Genomic DNA, 15,704 nt, shown 5'->3' with positions numbered 1-15,704 from the left:
CAGGAAGGTCAAGACGGGTCAGGCCAATTGATACATATTGCGACAAACGAAGTGCGGGTCTTTCCCGAAAGAACGATCTATTCTGCGTGTTGTGGAGCTTGATCTATTGAACAGACGGCCGAACGGCCAGACGGGCCGATGTGCGGAGACTGATCGCTGATGGCGTCATCGGCGCATATCCTGGTCGTCGATGATCATGCAGAAATCCGGCATTCGGTGACACGCTACCTGGAGAAAAATGGGTTGCGCGCGACGGGAGCAAAAAGCGCGGGCGAGATGGATGCACGATTAGGCGAGGACAAATACGATCTGATCGTGCTCGATATCATGATGCCGGGAGAAGACGGGCTCGCTGCCTGCGCACGGTTGCGCCGGGAGCAACAGCAAACGCCAATTCTCATGTTGACGGCGCTCGGCGACGATGACGCTCGGATCAAAGGACTTGACACCGGTGCAGATGACTACCTGGCCAAGCCTTTCAATCCGCGCGAGCTTCTGGCCCGGATCAATGCGATCCTGCGCCGCGCGGGAGACGGATACGCACCCCATGGCGGAACATTCGCGGGCAAGCGGGCCGTGTTTGCCGGGATCACTTTCAATCACGACGCCAGTCATGTCATTTGCCCCAATGGCACGGTCAATGCACTGACCACAGCAGAAGCAAAGCTGCTGACGGTCTTGCTGGAGCGTCCCCGGGCGGTGATCGGCCGGGATGAGCTTCTGGAATTGAGCGCCGGCCGTGTCGCCGGACCATTTGATCGTACCATCGACAATCAGGTTTCGCGCCTGCGCCGGAAAATCGAACCCGATGTGCTTCGCCCTCGGATCATATCGACGGTGCGCAATGGCGGGTATTGTCTGAACTGTGATGTGGAGATCGAGGCCTGATGCAGATGGGGTTCCGCTCACAGATCGCCCTTTTGGTGGTGGTGGTCCTCTTCGTTGCGCAGGTCGTGGGTCTGTGGCTTTTCGTCGATGAACGGTCGCTTGCCGTGCAAGCGGCCATCGGCAGTGAGGCAGCCGGACGCGCAGCCAACGTCGCCCGTCTGATCGAAGAGGCACCGGCTACGTTGCTTGAGGATATCGTGGCGGCGGCAAACTCGCCCCTTGTACGCTTCGATCTCGGCGACACGCCGGCCGTAACGCATACCCACCATGACGAGAACGGCGCGATCGAAGCGCGCATTCGGGCGCTTTTGAACGATGGCTACACCCGCGATATCCGGGTCGAAGTGCATGAGATTGAACAGGGGCTGTTGCCGTTGCCGAACCTTTCGCCGGAAATGGCGGAAATGCATGCCGAGATGATGCAGGGAACCCTGGCGGCGCTCGAGATGGAGGTCTCGATCGCCATAGCCGGGGGCCAATGGCTGAACGTCGCCACCCGGTTCGAGCGGCCGCCGATACAATGGTCCTGGGCCTCCACGCTGTCTTTCGTGCTGACGGCTGCCGTGCTGCTCCTGGCGATCTTCTGGTTCCTGCTCACGCGCCTGACGCGGCCCCTGAATGATCTTGCCGCAGCGGCGGAGGAATTCGGGCGCGGTGGAGGGCAGGGTCCCCTCACGCCGGTCGGCCCAAATGAAGTGCGGAACCTGACAACGGCTTTCAATGACATGCAAACGCGCCTGGCCCGCTTCGTCACGGACAGGACGCAGATGCTGGCCGCCCTGGCCCATGACTTGAGATCGCCACTCACCGCGCTCAAGGTTCATGCCGAGATGGTGGAGGATGCGGAGACCAAGACCGGCATCACGGCCTCTCTCGACGAGATGCAGGATATGGTTGAGGCCACCCTGGCCTATGCACGCGGTGTGGGTCAGGACGAAGCCCTGCAGCGGATCGAGATTGGTACGTTCCTGATCGACATTCGGGACGCGGCCAACACTGCGTTGGACGTACGCCGAGGACCCGAGGCAATGATTCAGATCAAGCCCAAGGCGCTGCGCCGTGCCTTGCGCAATCTTATCGACAATGCGGGGCGATACGGGTGCAACCCGACGCTATCCTGGAACATTTCTGACGGCAGCTTCGAGATTTTGGTTGAGGACGATGGGCCGGGGATCCCCGACGACCGCTTGGGCGATGTGTTTCAGCCCTTCCTGCGCTTGGAAGGATCGCGCTCCCGTGAAACCGGAGGCCATGGGCTGGGCCTTTCAATTGCCCGCAGCATCGTTCTGCAACACGGCGGCACGATCACCCTGTCGAACCGCGCGGGGGGCGGGCTCTGTGCACGGATTGTTTTGCCCATGACTGCGGATCAAGCCGGGATGATACCCTTGTCCGAAGATCCCGAGGCGCGCGCCGAAACCGGTTTTTCGGCCCAGATCAAAAAGGTCTAGGGCCGCCATCCAACCGGTGGGTTGATACATAACCTTACAAAATTCCGGGCCTTCCTGCGTTCCGTCGCTCACTGATCTTCGATAAAAAACAAAGCGTTCGACATGGAAATGAGGCAGGCCAATGCAGTCAAGACACCGATTTTCTCTTACCCGGCGAAGTTTTGCGCGCGGACTTGGCGCCACGGTGCTCTTCGCGCCTTCTCTTGTCAGAGCGCAGGAGGTCAACTCGGTGCGGCGCAATGTTTCGTCCTTTCGAACGCATGCTTGGCAGGACCATTTCGACGCGCTCGGTGTAGGCTTGATCATTTCTGACACCAACTCGAAAGTGCTGCAGCATTGGACAGCCGATGGCGAAATGCGCCTCTATCCAACTTCCGTTCCCATGACAGAAGAATTGACGAAGCGGGGATACACTGAGGTAGTCGAGAAGCGGAAAAATCCAAGTTGGGCGCCAACCCCGTCCATGCGGGAGCGCAATCCCGAATGGCCGGCAAGGATCCCAGGTGGCGATCCTGAAAACCCCCTCGGAACGCGTGCGCTCTACCTGTCATGGCAGTACTATCGAATTCATGGCACGGCGGACACGCGCAAGATCGGACGACGGTCCTCCAACGGCTGTATTGGTCTCTACAACGAACAGGTTGAAGAATTGTTTGACCGAGTGCCCGTTGGCACGAAAGTCAGGTTGATCTGACATGGCGCGGCAGGATCATGTCAATCGCCAGGGAAGCTCGCAACGGGCACAACCGATCGTGAGGCTTAACGAGGGGGTATTCCAGTGAAGTACAACTTCTTTTTTGTCATGGTTTTGACCTTTATCGGTTCCACTGCCCTCGCCCATTCTGAGAAGGAAAGCATGACGCCTGCAGACGGCGCCGTTCTTGAGGTCGTGCCAGAAACGATTGGACTGCACTTCAACGATGGGATGCGTTTGACGAAAGTCGAAATGACCCATGCTGAAACGCACACCGAGGCTCTGGACGTCGGCACCCAATCCGGTTTTGTCAAAGAATTCTCGCTTCCTCTCACGTCCATGGGGCCGGGCATGTATCACATCGAATGGCGCGGACTTGGTGTTGATGGGCACCCGATGAACGGTGCCTTCTCGTTTGAAGTGAAGTGAGTGGTGCCGGATGTCTGGGGTCAGGCTGCGATTGCCACAAAGCTATTGCTCTATCTCGGCGTTCTTACGAGTGCCGGGCTGATACTCTGTCGCCAAGTCTTTCACGAGCAGTTGGTTGGGCTCGACCGTTTTCTACGCGCCTGGGCCGCCTTCTTTGCTCTTTTGGCAGCTGCGGTGTCATTACTCGGTTTTGCCGTGCGGGGCGCAGTGCTCATGGAGGATGCTTCAGGCATGACTGATCTGGCGATCCTTGCGTTGCTCTGGGAAACGCCGCCCGGAGACGCCCTGCTGTTGCGGCTCCTTGGCCTGGGGGGACTCCTGACCGGCGTGGTCTTGGGGGGGCGGTGGCTATGGGTCGCGCTCTTGGGCAGTTTCTTGGCAATCTGGAGTTTTTGCGAGATCGGTCATGTCGCCAGCGAGGATCGCCTGTGGTTTCAGAGCGTCTTGTTCGGTCATCTGTTGGTTGCCGCATTCTGGATCGGCATCCTTCTTCCACTCCGAAAGCTTTCGGGATCTGCGGACAGTGTGCGGGTTGCAGCCGTTCTTGGACATCGCTTTGGCCAGGTTGCATCTGTTGCGGTCCCACTCCTACTACTCGCTGGCGTGGTAATGACCTGGCGACTGGTTGGTTCGTTATCCGGACTTCTCGGCACTGCCTACGGTTTGACACTTCTGGCAAAGATTGCCGTCGTGACGCTGCTTCTGGCCCTCGCCGCCATCAACAAAACACGGCTTGTGCCCGCTTTGCAGAGCGGTGATCCCAAAGCTGGGCCGCACCTTGCAAGATCGATTTCTCTCGAATGGATTTGTATCGGTGTCATCTTGCTTGCCACGGCCGTGTTCACTTCAATCCTAACGGTGCCATCATGAAACTTTCAAAACGCGACTTTCTTCGCATGAGTGCTGCCGGTTTGGTGTGCATGCCGAATGTACTGTCTGCACAATCAGCCAGGCGCACGGTGACAGCCCGGGTCGGTGATATTCAGCTTTTACCTGACGACTACGGAAAAACGCAGATTTGGGGGTTCGATGGTCTTGCACCGGGCCCGGAAATCCGCGTCAAGCAAGGCGCACGTGTACAGAGGCGTATTGTCAATGATTTGCCCGATCCGACATCGACCCACTGGCACGGGATCCGCATCGACAACGCGATGGATGGGGTGGCCGGTCTAACGCAGGACGCCATTCGCCCCGGGGACAGCTTTGACTATGATTTCGTCGTCCCCGACGCGGGCACATACTGGTACCACGCGCACAACCGCTCGTTCGAGCAGGTTGCACGAGGGCTTCAGGGTGCGCTGATCGTCGAAGAGCCGGAGCCGATCGATATCGACCGTGAAGAGGTCCTGATCCTTGACGATTGGCGCATCGATCCGGAAACAGCTCAGATTGCGGATACCTTCGGGGCGATGCATGACCTTAGCCATGCCGGGCGCCTTGGAAATTACATCACAACGAACGGCGTCTACAATCTCGCAAAGACCGTCAAACGGCATGAGCGTCTACGCCTGCGGCTGATCAATGCGTCCAACGCCCGGATTTTCCAACTCGCGCTGGAGGGTCTCGAAGGCTGGATCGTGGCCACGGACGGGATGCCGCTGGCCACACCGCAACCTATGGAAGGCCCATTCCTGCTCTCGTCGGCACAACGGGTGGACTTGATCGTCGACGTGACTGCAGAGGTCGACAGCGCGGGCCATATCGTGCAATTGAGCCGTGATGAAAGCTTTTCTCAGGTGGCCTTCGAGGTGAGCGGCGACGGTACACGCGCACGGCGCGCAACGCCTCTACCCCTGCCGCCAAACGCGCATGCCATGCCCGATCTGGGATCGGCAAGGGACATCGCATTGCTGATGGAAGGCGGGGCCATGGGCGGCATGCGCGGTGCCATGATGGGCGGTCGGATGTCTTCGATGCGCGACATGATGGAGACAGGAAACTTCTGGGCCTTCAATGGCGCGGTGGGGGGTATGGATGGTCCAGCGCTGGCGGAACTGTCGCGTGGCGAAACCGTTCGGCTGAAGATCACCAATGACACATCGTTTCCGCATGCAATGCATCTCCACGGCATGCATTTTCACGAGATCGCACCCGATGGTAGCCTCGGCGCGCTGCGCGACACCACGCTGCTGGATCGGGGCGAAGTGCGCGACATTGCCTTCGTGGCAGACAACCCCGGAAAATGGCTGTTGCATTGCCATATGCTGTCACACGCGGCGTCCGGCATGATGACATGGGTCAATGTGGCATGAGGGGTCTGGCAACCATCCTCGGCATTGGTGTCCTGGCGGCGCTCGGGGCAGCAGCCTATGTCTGGACTGGGTCTGCCGGTGATGTCCAAAGCGGGGTAATGCCGGAGAGCGTTGATCTCGCTGCCGGCAAGGCCCTTTATGCCGAGACCTGTGCCGCGTGTCATGGGGTCAATCTGGAAGGTCAGGACAACTGGCGGAGTCCAGGCGAGGACGGTCGCCTGCCCGCGCCACCTCATGATGAAACCGGTCATACCTGGCATCACGAAGACCAGGTTCTGTTTAACTACACGAGACTTGGAGGCCGAGAGGTGATGGCCGCGCAGGGCATGGAGTTTGACAGCGGCATGCCCGGTTTCGGCGACCAACTTTCCGACCAGGAAATCTGGAATATACTCGGGTATATCAAGTCGACCTGGCCCCAGCAAATACAGGACATGCAAGCCGCGCGCACCAATGGCGTGCCGGAGAACTAGGAGAGCTCTCATGAAGATCGCAATGGCAATCTCACTGGTCGTCACTTTGCTCGCCCCATTCGCGTCTCATGCTGACACGCTTAGCGAAGACCGGGTTAAGGAATTGGTTCTGGAGGCCATCCGCGAAAACCCAGAGATTGTCCTCGAGGCGGTTCAGATCATTGAACGGCGTGAACAGGAGCGTCAGGCGGCCGCAGCAGCGAACGTCCTCTCTGAAAACCGCGATCTCCTCGAGAACGACCCAAACGCGCCGGTTCTCGGAAATCCAGAAGGCGACGTCACCGTCGTGGAGTTCTTCGACTACAACTGCCCCTATTGTCGCCGGGTGAAGCCGCATATCGAAGCGCTCTTGGACGAAGATCCTAATGTGAGGCTGGTCTATCGAGAGTGGCCGATCCTCGGAGACGGCTCAGTTTTTGCCGCGCGCGCCGCATTGGCCGCGCGAGAGCAGGGCAAATATGAGGAATTTCACTGGGCGTTGATGGGCATGCAGGGCCGAGCCGAGGAAGCGTCCGTCATTCAAGTCGCGCGGGAAATAGGTCTGGATATCGCGCAGCTGCGACGGGACATGCAGGCGCCTGAGATCGATGCCCATATCGCGGCGTCAATGGAGATGAGCCGCCAGCTCGGCTTCAATGGCACCCCGTCTTTCGTGATCGGAGACGCGTTGGTTCCGGGCGTCATTGAGGCGGATCAGATGATCCGTCTTGCTCAAGAGGCGCGGGCTACCAAGAATTAGGTTCTGCTGCGTATCCGGCAGTTTTGATGGCCTCGACGACAGAACTGATCGTGCGCGACGTGTCCAAATCGACCATTCGCGAGTCTAGGTTCGCCCTAACGCTCTCCGGAGTGTCCAGGGCCGTGATCCCTTTGGTAATCGTTGCGGTACGATGGCCGCAGCTAATGTCCGGAACGTGAAGTCGCAGGGAGCACCCTTTCTTTTGCCGGATGAGAGATGGGGCTTCCGGTTTGTAGAAGGTCAAGCGTCCATTGATGTCTGGACAGAGGTTTTTGCCACGCCGGGCGCGTCGCTGTCCGATGTCTTGCGATCTCCATGGCAGGACTTGCCCATGAAAAAGAACATCACGCCATGTGCGCCGAGGCAAAGGGCGATTGGTGCCAGAACGCCCAAACTGTCCTGCAAGCCAGAAAACGAGCCGCCTCGGACAAAGAAAACAAGCAGCGGAAGAAGCATCACCGCGCAGCATACCCACATGCCGACGTGCATCATCTTTGAATTCTGCGGCTGCTTTCCCTGATCTGACATTTTCATCGGGCACTCTCCTAACCGGTGGATAGCGCACCAATGACTTGTCCGACAAGTTTACAAATCGATACATTTCAATTGGAAACAAGGGGTTAGAGATGCTTTAGGTTGATACTGTGCCGGCCCCAAAAAGAAATCTCCGATGACCCCTTGAGCTTCCAGTGACTGGAAGCCCTATATCTGCCTCAAGTACGCAATCGAGGTAACACGCCATGACCGACACCAGCCAAACAACGCTCAGCATCGAAGGCATGACCTGTGCATCCTGCGTGGGACGTGTTGAAAAGGCCTTGGCTGGGCTCGACGGGGTTTCCGACGTCGCCGTCAACCTCGCGTCTGAGACGGCGCGCCTTTCGCTGGATGATCCGTCTCGACTGACCGACGCCACACAGGCGCTTGCCTCCATGGGGTATCCCGCGCGGACATCCAAGGTCACCTTGAACATTGCGTCCATGTCCTGCGCGTCTTGCGTCGGACAGGTGGACCAGGCATTGGCGGACGTGTCCGGAGTGCTTTCTGTCAGCGTGAACCTGGCAGCAGAAACGGCGACGGTCGAGTATCTCGAGGGTGCGGCATCCTTGGGCGACTTGATGGCCGCATCGGCGGCAATTGGTTATCCCTCCGAGATTGCCGAGGCGCAGGCGAGCCAGTCGCGCGCCCTTCGCAAGGCAGAAGAAGCCGACGGACTGCGCCGCAGCGTCCTTTTGGCAGCAATTCTAACGCTGCCGGTCTTCATCCTCGAAATGGGGTCCCATCTCATTCCGGCATTTCATCACTTGGTGATGACGACGATTGGTGTTCAAACGTCTTGGATCATCCAGTTCGTCCTCGCGACACTCGTTCTCTTCGGACCGGGACGCCATTTCTACACCAGGGGGTATCCCGCGCTTTTCAAAGGCGCGCCGGACATGAACAGCCTCGTTGCCGTCGGCACCGGCGCGGCCTGGGGATATTCGGTGGTCGCAACCTTTCTTCCCGGACTTCTGCCAGAGGGAGTACGCGCGGTATATTTTGAGGCCGCTGCGGTCATCGTCGTCCTCATTCTGATTGGCCGATGGCTCGAAGCTCGCGCCAAGGGCCGCACCGGCGCTGCGATTCAGGCTCTGCTGGGCCTGCAGGTCCGCACCGCGCGCGTGATTCGGGGCGGTGAAACGGCGGAGGTCGATGTCGACGCACTCGCCGTTGGCGATGTGATCCTTGTCCGACCGGGTGAACGGATCCCCGTGGATGGCGAGGTGACGGAAGGATCGAGTAATGTCGATGAGAGCATGATCACTGGAGAGCCTGTGCCTGTGCAGAAAGCCGCGGGTGCCGCTGTCACAGGCGGGACCGTCAACGGCACCGGGAGCCTGACGTTCAAGGCCGCACGGGTCGGTTCGGATACCACACTCGCGCAGATCATCCGCATGGTTGAAGAGGCTCAAGGCGCCAAGCTGCCCATCCAGGGCCTAGTTGACCGCGTGACCCTGTGGTTCGTGCCTGCCGTCATGGTGCTCGCAGCGCTCACGGTTGTGATCTGGTTGCTTGTCGGACCGGACCCAGCTTTGACCTTCGCGCTGGTCGCCGGCGTTTCGGTTTTGATCATCGCCTGTCCCTGCGCCATGGGTTTGGCCACGCCCACGTCGATCATGGTGGGCACCGGACGCGCTGCAGAAATGGGGGTCTTGTTCCGAAAGGGGGATGCGCTCCAGGCCTTATCCGAAGTCGATGTCATTGCTCTCGACAAGACGGGGACTGTTACCGAAGGTCAACCGTCGCTGACCGATCTGGTCCCCGCCGAGGGTCTGGACCGTGACAGGTTGCTGGGCTTTATCGCGGCCGTCGAGGCCCAGTCTGAGCATCCCATCGCCGAAGCCATTGTGCGCGGCGCGCAGACAGAAGGGATCGCCATTCCGACTGCCACGGGCTTCCGGTCGATCACGGGTTATGGCGTCGCCGCAACAGTTGAAGGTCAGGAGGTGATGGTCGGCGCGGACCGTTACATGACCCGCGAAGGCATTGACATCGCCGCCTTGCTCGAAACCGAAGCCGAGTTGGCAGGGCGGGGCCGGACAGCGCTTTATGCGGCAATCGACGGCAAACTGGCCGCTGTGATCGCCGTGGCGGACCCCGTGAAACCCGCCAGCCAGGAGGCCATTGCAGCCCTGCACGCGCGGGGTTTCAAGGTTGCGATGATCACCGGAGACAAACGCGAGACGGCGGAGGCCATCGCACGCGAGACCGGAATCGACCATGTCATCGCGGGAGTCCTGCCGGATGGCAAGGTCGCAGCCCTCGACGATCTGCGTGCAGGAGACCGAAAGATCGCTTTCGTGGGCGACGGCATCAATGATGCGCCGGCTCTGGCCCATGCGGATGTCGGCATCGCCATCGGCACCGGGACCGATGTCGCCATCGAATCCGCCGATGTGGTCTTGATGTCGGGCGATCTGCGCGGCGTAGTGAATGCGGTCGAGGTTTCCAGGCGCACAATGTCGAATATTCGCCAGAACCTCGTCTGGGCCTTTGGCTACAATGTCGCGCTCATCCCGGTCGCCGCCGGGGTTCTCTATCCGGCCTTTGGCTTGCTTCTTTCCCCGGTCTTTGCGGCGGGTGCGATGGCCCTGTCATCAGTATCGGTTCTGACAAACGCGCTGCGTCTGCGCCGCATCGCACCGGCCTTACGTGAAGACAGAGACACCGCCGCACCACGGATCAGTGCACAGACCCAACCCGCAGAATAGGAGGATGGTATCGTGAACATTGGAGAAGTTGCAGAGCGGTCGGGCATCCCGCCCAAAACCATCCGCTATTACGAGGATATCGGCCTGGTCAGGCCGCAGCGCAGCGGTAATGGATACCGCGCGTTCCGCGAGACCGATCTGCACAAGCTTGCATTCCTGGGTCGCGCGCGCGCGCTCGGGTTCTCGATTGAGGATTGCCGCAATCTCTTGAGCCTCTATGAGGACGAAACGCGGGAAAGCGCCCAGGTGAAGACCATCGCTGAAGAGCACCTGAGCGCAATCGACGACAAGATCGCTCAGCTTCAGGAGATGCGCGAGACCTTGTCTCATCTCGTCGAGGCCTGTCACGGAGACCACCGACCGGATTGCCCGATCTTGAAGGATCTCTCTGGTGAGTTGAAGAACCTCCCCTGAAAACGCATCTGATTTAGAAAACCTTAAGTGCTGGACCCGTGATTTTGAGAAAACCGAAGGAATCCCAGCGTAAGAAATGGTGTTATTCCGAGGCGAGACTGCGCACAGAAGCAGTGTCGAGCGCATCGAGCACCACCTGTGGCGTCAAGACTTCCGGGAGAGCGATGCCGGAAGGCGCCCCTGGCCCGAAGACGATATTGAACGGAATGCCGTAGCGGTCATACCGCTCGAGAAACCGCGCGATGTTGTCATCCGGGCGGGTCCAATCCGCTTGCATGGCAATCACGGAACCGCCGCGCAACCGCGCACGCACTGGATCCCTGTCGAGCACGAGAGCCTTGTTGGCTTTACAGGTCAGACACCAATCTGCGGTCACATCGACGAACACGGTCTCCCCCTCGGAGACACGGCGCGCGATGCCGAGAGGTTCGAAATTCTGCCAGTGAGATGTCGCATCAACCGCCGCAGTGGTGCGGCCAGGCATTGAGATGAAACCCGCCCCGAAAATTGCCAGAAGGACACAGGCGCTGAGAACCGCACGCCGTGCCCATTGGTTTACCCGTGGGATTGATGCGGCGACGATGAACACAGCTGTGAGTGCCGAGATGAAGGCAGCTGCCCGCCCACCCGCCACGCCGACAAGAACGAACAAGAGCCAAGCGGCTGTTGCCATCAACAGACCGCCAAGAAGCAGCCGGACCAGAAGCATCCATCGCCCGGGACGGGGCAGCCGCGTGACCCAGTCGGGGCGTGCGGCGATGACGAAGTAGGGCAGGGCCAGTCCAAGACCGAGCGCCGTGAATATCACCATCACGTCCATTGGTGTGCCCGCGAGCGCAAAGGTGATCGCGGTGCCGAGGAACGGGGCGGAACACGGCGTGGCGAGGATGGCCGCAAGCAATCCGGTGCCAAAGTCTGAGATGTACCCGGCTCTGGCACTACTGGCACCCAGGCGGTCTTGAAGGGCCGCGGGCAGGGTTATCTCGAATGCACCGAAGAGATTGGCCGCAAAGACGGCGATGACCATGAACATCAGCGTCACGAAGACCGGGTTTTGGAACTGTACACCCCAGCCGACAGACATTCCGACCCATTGAAGTAAAAGTAAGGCAACCGCAAGCGCCCAGACAAAAGCCAGTACCCCCAAAGCTGAAATCAGGAAGCCGTTGCGTGTCACCTGCAGGGATTGTCCGGTTGCCTTCAGAACGGATGTGAGTTTGATCGATAGAACGGGCAACACGCAGGGCATGACATTCAGGATCAGACCCCCAAGAAAGGCGATGGCGGCAACCGCCACGACCTTGAGCACACTCGCCCGAGGATCCGCGCTCGCAAACGGTGGGGCAGGGGGCTCGGAAGTGAGCGTGATCGGCGCCGTGAGTGCACGTGCGGTGTCTGTGATCGTCACCGAAGGCTCTGCATGATCATCGGTCCAGGCGTTGATCGGTATTTGTGCCCAGAGTTCCGTTCTATCGCGATCCAAGCGGATATCTGGTTTGCCAAAGGTCACAAGGGGTCCGAATTCCGGGAACACGTCGACTTTACCGAACGGCGTGTCGCTCGTTACCACGACGACAAGAGCCGAGTCGCGCGTATCGAGGGCCGTGACCGAGATCCTGATATCGCTGTTCTCGGGTAGCGCGGGAACGCGATCGGCGTAAGTAGCAATCTGGCGAGCCGAGTTTGTATCGATCCCGACGCCTTGTGGCAGGGCGAGTGACAGTTCGAAGTCATGCGGGACACAGACAGTCGAGCATGTCAGCAGGGACACGCGGGCACGCAGTTCCAGAGGCTGGCCGGCGTCCTCAAGTCTCGCGCGGATCGGTAAGACAACCTGATCTGAATAGCCGAAGTTCTCGATCCCGAAGGCCTCGAACCGTTCCGGCGCGGGCCAGAGGAGCTCCGCGGATTTCAGATTGGTTGAACCCGACCAGTTGATTTCGGGTGCTAAACCAACCTCGCCGGGCGTGCGCCAATATCCTTTCCAGCCCTCGCCGTACTCCAAGGCCAATCCAAGGGAAACGGAGGCGGCATCCGGCGCAATCCCGTCTTCTGCCGAGATCAGGCGTGCCGTGACCGCAGGATTTGAAAAAGTCTCGGATTCCGCGGCATCGGCGCCAGCGGAGGCAAGAATGCTTACGCAACCCAACACAATCGACAGCAACCCTGCCCCGAATTGAGAAACCGCTCCCTTCACGGACTCAGATCCGCGATCAACGGAGAACCTCCGGCAGATTGGCCAAGGCCACCTCCAGATCAGTGACAGGCAAACCGCGGGCGATCCAGCCTGGTCCTTTCGGTGATCCCAACATGCCTTCTGAGACATCGATGAAGTCCGGGTATCCCGCTCGATTTAGAGCGCTCAATAGACGGCCACTCCGCCCTCCTGTGGCACAGATCAAGGCGATTGGTTTTTCGCCGGACTGATCGCGTGCAGCGAACAACCTCTGCTCAAACCTCGGTTCATGCATACTGATCGGCCAGGCGTCTTTCGCCACAGCTGTGTCCATCCACTCAACGCGTGAACGAATATCAATCAGGGAGATCTCGCCCTGCGCCAACGCGTCCGAGGCTTCGACGGCTGACCAGACTTTGCGCGTGGCGGCCGTCACAGAATAGGGGACCATGACCAACGCAGGAGCTAGTAGGATGAAGTGCCGTCTATCCATGCCGTCTCCAATCTCGATAGAAGAGGAAGGCGGAGAGAACAGCAGACAGCATAGGTTTGTCAGGCCGACACACAGGCAACGTCCCAGCCCTCCTCGCGCTCAAGGTCAATGATCCTTCGTATCATTCTGTCACTGACCTGACCTTGGACAACTGTACGGCCGATGACGAGGGCAGGTGTGCCAACAAAGGCAAAAACCTGCGCGAGAGCCGCGCTATTTTCCAGCTCGCGCGCGACTTCGGGACTCTCCATGTCGGCGACCAATTGTTCGCCATCAACGCCCAGATCTTCAGAGAGACGGGCAAGGTATTCCGGTGTGGCTTGAAATGGCGAGGTCATCAAACGTTCCTGGAATGCGACATAGGCACCCTGACGCTTGGCGGCCAAGGCCGCCTTTGCTGCCAGATTAGAGCTGTCGCCCAGCAGAGGAAGCTCGTGCCACGCTATTGCAACCTGATCTGGCATTTTGCTTGTCATATCGGCGAAGCTCTTGGTTTGTACCCTGCAAAAAGGACAATAATAGTCAGAAAATGATGCCAAAGGGATACGTGCATTGCTCATGTCGAGGTCTCCGTAGAGAGCGCCGCAGATATCTGCTGAGACTCGCTCGATAGCCGCGGCCTTCCGTGCTGCGACATCCACACTGTCCGGACTGTCCAAGCCGACGAACGCGTCAAACGATCCGGATGTCTCACCGGCGATAAATCTCCGGAAGCCTTTCGGACGATCGAGTGCTTCAAGTTCAAGTTTTTCCGGCAGCAAAGAGGGCACGGTTCGAAGCGCGGCATAGCCCGCGATGATCGCACCGATCGTCAAGAGTGTTGATCGTTTCTTGGAATCCATCTGAGGCCTTGCGAAAGGGATCACGTGCGACGTCGTACCGCCCCGTCTTGGAGTAGGTCAACATTACAAACCGATACATTTCTTCTAGTGAAAACATTGAGTTGGCGCGATACGGAAATACTCGAAGCTCGGGCGCGCCTACATTCTGCAAGACCCCGACAGGAAACAGATCAATGTCGGTTACGGGAAAAAACTTTGGGCTGTTAGCTGCGATCGGGTCAGCAACACTTCTCTTGTCGGCATTTGCGTTTCAATCGTTTGGCTATGCGCCGTGCGCGATGTGCATCTGGCAAAGGTATCCTCACGGTATCGCTGTGGCAATTGGCGTGCTGCTCCTAACAGGCGTGCCCACCCTACTCCTCTTGACGGCAGGTGCTGCTGCCGCGCTCACAACAGCAGGCATTGGTTTTTTTCATACAGGCGTAGAGCGAGGATGGTGGGAAGGACCGACGTCATGCACTGGGTCTGGTCTTGATATGTCGAACTTGTCAGGCGCGGACCTGTTGCCAACCGCGGCATCGGGACCGTCAACCCTAGTGATGTTTGACGAAGTTGCGTGGGAGTTTTTGTCCCTCTCAATGGCCAGTTGGAACGCAATTCTTAGTCTTGCGCTCGCAGTGCTTTGGGCCCTTGCCGCCTACAAACACCTTTTCGCTCGCTCTTGGATCGCGCAATCAAACCCTTGATGACGAGATAGGTGCATCCAAGACAGTCGAGGACAAATGACATGTGAAAAGTCAAATTCGACTGTTTGATCAGCCCCGTTACTCAAGAAATCTTGACCAGAAAACAGAGATGGCCACTTGAACCTATAGTTGCTTGAGGTTGTATCACCACGATATGAACTCGATGGCGAAATGCCGCAAGACTGTTCGAATTAGAAGCTGGAGTACGATTAATGCTGACACGACGTCATTTCATTTCAACGAGCGCCGCATTGTTCTCGGCGCCGTTGGCAAGCCCCGTGTTGGCAAAAAGCTGGCCAACGGCCAGCCAAAAAGCGTCATGGGATTCTCGGGTAACACCAGCCAATTATGACCCGGCGACATCGAACCCGTGGGGTCTGCATCCCCGTTTTCTGCCTCAACGTGTTGCTGCGAAAGACGGCCTTGTGCCAGGTGATATCCACGTTGATGCGGTCGCTCGCTATCTCTATCACATTGAAGAAGGTGGCACCGCGATGCGGTATGGCGTGGCTATCGCGCGCGGAAATCTCTACGAACCGGGAACCTACACCATTCGGCGGAAGGTCGAATGGCCACACTGGACGCCCACGGCATCCATGATCGAACGAAATCCTGAATACGCAGAATTTGCGGATGGGATGGAGCCGGGACCGACGAATGCGCTCGGATCGCGCGCGCTCTATCTCTACGTCGGCAATCGAGACACTTATCTTCGCATCCACGGGTCGCCTCAGCCAAGGTCAATCGGGGGTCGCGCAAGCTCGGGATGTGTGCGCATGGTTATGGCGCATATCAATGATCTCTATCCAAATGTCGCGATCGGATCGACAGCATACCTGTATTCTGCCGAACAGAGCGTTGTTTCCGGGAGCTAGCGTTTGCGAATGTATCCTGCTTTACTGTCTCCCGGCTTTGG

General features: G+C 58.7%; 16 protein-coding genes. 12 read left to right on the top strand and 4 right to left on the bottom strand.

All coding sequences use genetic code 11. The features are described 5' to 3' along the window. Nucleotides 1-159 precede the first annotated feature (159 nt). The 8 genes from ACVC7O_RS22840 (at nt 160) to ACVC7O_RS22805 (ending at nt 6,926) form a co-directional block, all read left to right on the top strand. Nucleotides 160-888 (top strand): response regulator, encoded by a 729-nt coding sequence (locus tag ACVC7O_RS22840; protein ID WP_458326426.1) that lies wholly within the window; start codon nt 160-162, stop codon nt 886-888. Then, complete coding sequence (locus tag ACVC7O_RS22835) at nt 888-2,339, top strand: ATP-binding protein (protein ID WP_458326425.1); 1,452 nt, start codon at nt 888-890, stop codon at nt 2,337-2,339. The genes ACVC7O_RS22840 and ACVC7O_RS22835 overlap by 1 nt, the downstream gene beginning before the upstream one ends. Nucleotides 2,340-2,460: 121 nt before the next feature. Next, nucleotides 2,461-3,033, top strand: coding sequence for a L,D-transpeptidase (locus ACVC7O_RS22830; protein WP_458326424.1), 573 nt, complete (start codon nt 2,461-2,463; stop codon nt 3,031-3,033). 84 nt (nt 3,034-3,117) lie between these two features. Further along, nucleotides 3,118-3,462, top strand: coding sequence for a copper resistance CopC family protein (locus ACVC7O_RS22825; protein ID WP_458326423.1), 345 nt, complete (start codon nt 3,118-3,120; stop codon nt 3,460-3,462). Between the two features lie 3 nt (nt 3,463-3,465). After that, nucleotides 3,466-4,332, top strand: coding sequence for a copper resistance D family protein (locus ACVC7O_RS22820; RefSeq protein WP_458326422.1), 867 nt, complete (start codon nt 3,466-3,468; stop codon nt 4,330-4,332). Then, nucleotides 4,329-5,714 (top strand): multicopper oxidase family protein, encoded by a 1,386-nt coding sequence (locus ACVC7O_RS22815; RefSeq protein WP_458326421.1) that lies wholly within the window; start codon nt 4,329-4,331, stop codon nt 5,712-5,714. Before ACVC7O_RS22820 ends, ACVC7O_RS22815 begins: the two co-directional genes overlap by 4 nt. Then, nucleotides 5,711-6,187 carry a c-type cytochrome gene (locus tag ACVC7O_RS22810; RefSeq protein WP_458326420.1) on the top strand — a complete coding sequence of 159 codons (477 nt, stop codon included), beginning with the start codon at nt 5,711-5,713 and terminating at the stop codon, nt 6,185-6,187. The genes ACVC7O_RS22815 and ACVC7O_RS22810 overlap by 4 nt, the downstream gene beginning before the upstream one ends. A gap of 10 nt (nt 6,188-6,197) precedes the next feature. After that, nucleotides 6,198-6,926 carry a DsbA family protein gene (locus ACVC7O_RS22805; protein WP_458326419.1) on the top strand — a complete coding sequence of 243 codons (729 nt, stop codon included), beginning with the start codon at nt 6,198-6,200 and terminating at the stop codon, nt 6,924-6,926. A gap of 240 nt (nt 6,927-7,166) precedes the next feature. On the opposite strand, the gene ACVC7O_RS22800 is transcribed toward ACVC7O_RS22805, so the two are convergent. Continuing rightward, complete coding sequence (locus ACVC7O_RS22800; RefSeq protein ID WP_458326418.1) at nt 7,167-7,460, bottom strand: DUF2933 domain-containing protein; 294 nt, start codon at nt 7,458-7,460, stop codon at nt 7,167-7,169. A 206-nt stretch (nt 7,461-7,666) separates the two neighbouring features. Between ACVC7O_RS22800 and ACVC7O_RS22795 the strand changes: the two genes are divergently transcribed. Together ACVC7O_RS22795 and cueR are read left to right on the top strand one after the other, a co-directional pair. Then, nucleotides 7,667-10,177, top strand: a complete 2,511-nt coding sequence (locus ACVC7O_RS22795; protein ID WP_458326417.1) for a heavy metal translocating P-type ATPase — start codon at nt 7,667-7,669, stop codon at nt 10,175-10,177. Between the two features lie 12 nt (nt 10,178-10,189). Further along, a complete protein-coding gene (gene cueR, locus ACVC7O_RS22790; protein ID WP_458326416.1) occupies nt 10,190-10,591 on the top strand; it encodes a Cu(I)-responsive transcriptional regulator in 402 nt (133 codons plus the stop codon). Nucleotides 10,592-10,673: 82 nt separating this feature from the next. On the opposite strand, the gene ACVC7O_RS22785 is transcribed toward cueR, so the two are convergent. From ACVC7O_RS22785 to ACVC7O_RS22775, 3 genes are read right to left on the bottom strand one after another with little or no spacing between them, the layout of a single operon-like run. Next, entirely contained in the window at nt 10,674-12,788 is a 2,115-nt protein-coding gene (locus ACVC7O_RS22785; RefSeq protein WP_458326415.1) for a protein-disulfide reductase DsbD family protein, read from the bottom strand. A gap of 16 nt (nt 12,789-12,804) precedes the next feature. Then, nucleotides 12,805-13,260 carry a rhodanese-like domain-containing protein gene (locus ACVC7O_RS22780; protein WP_458326414.1) on the bottom strand — a complete coding sequence of 152 codons (456 nt, stop codon included), beginning with the start codon at nt 13,258-13,260 and terminating at the stop codon, nt 12,805-12,807. Nucleotides 13,261-13,319: 59 nt separating this feature from the next. After that, nucleotides 13,320-14,102, bottom strand: coding sequence for a DsbA family protein (locus ACVC7O_RS22775; protein WP_458326413.1), 783 nt, complete (start codon nt 14,100-14,102; stop codon nt 13,320-13,322). Between the two features lie 173 nt (nt 14,103-14,275). On the opposite strand from ACVC7O_RS22775, the gene ACVC7O_RS22770 reads away from it, so the two are divergent. Beyond that, on the top strand, nt 14,276-14,788 hold the full coding sequence (locus tag ACVC7O_RS22770) for a disulfide bond formation protein B (RefSeq protein ID WP_458326412.1): 513 nt from the start codon (nt 14,276-14,278) through the stop codon (nt 14,786-14,788). Nucleotides 14,789-15,000: 212 nt separating this feature from the next. Beyond that, a complete protein-coding gene (locus tag ACVC7O_RS22765; RefSeq protein WP_458326411.1) occupies nt 15,001-15,663 on the top strand; it encodes a L,D-transpeptidase in 663 nt (220 codons plus the stop codon). The last annotated feature ends 41 nt before the right edge of the window (nt 15,664-15,704 follow it).

It is taken from the genome of Roseobacter cerffii, assembly GCF_054226325.1.
The sequence above is the reverse complement of the archived record's forward strand: the minus strand, read 5'-3'. Positions and strand labels throughout refer to the sequence as shown.